General features: G+C 32.3%; 1 protein-coding gene. It reads right to left on the bottom strand.

Annotation, left to right across the window (positions count from 1 at the left end):
• Positions 1-45: 45 nt before the first annotated feature.
• A partial coding sequence (locus R0K30_RS21590; protein ID WP_410612852.1) for a hypothetical protein occupies positions 46-288 on the bottom strand: 243 nt, incomplete at its 5' end.

Below are 288 nucleotides of genomic sequence, written 5' to 3'. Positions count from 1 at the left end.
GTTTTTTGTGTCTGTAATTCAGTAATATAAAATCACTTATATAAACTACTGATTTCTAAGTTTTTTTATGCTATTGAACAAAGCAACTACTCCTATTGCTATCAAGATAGGAGGTAGAAACTTTATATCTTGAGCAAACATCTTATTCACCCCTATCACAATAGAGACTGTAGCAAATAATATAGTAAGCCATTCGTAAGCTATTCCTTTGAATGCATTAAGAACAGTAACTATAAGAATCAACACGCCTGCAATAAGGTATAGCGTTCCATCAGGAAAGCTATTTGG

This window comes from Bacillus sp. SIMBA_154, assembly GCF_046536015.1.
GTDB lineage: Bacteria > Bacillota > Bacilli > Bacillales > Bacillaceae > Bacillus > Bacillus pumilus_P.
This window is presented reverse-complemented; position numbering and strand designations above follow the sequence as displayed.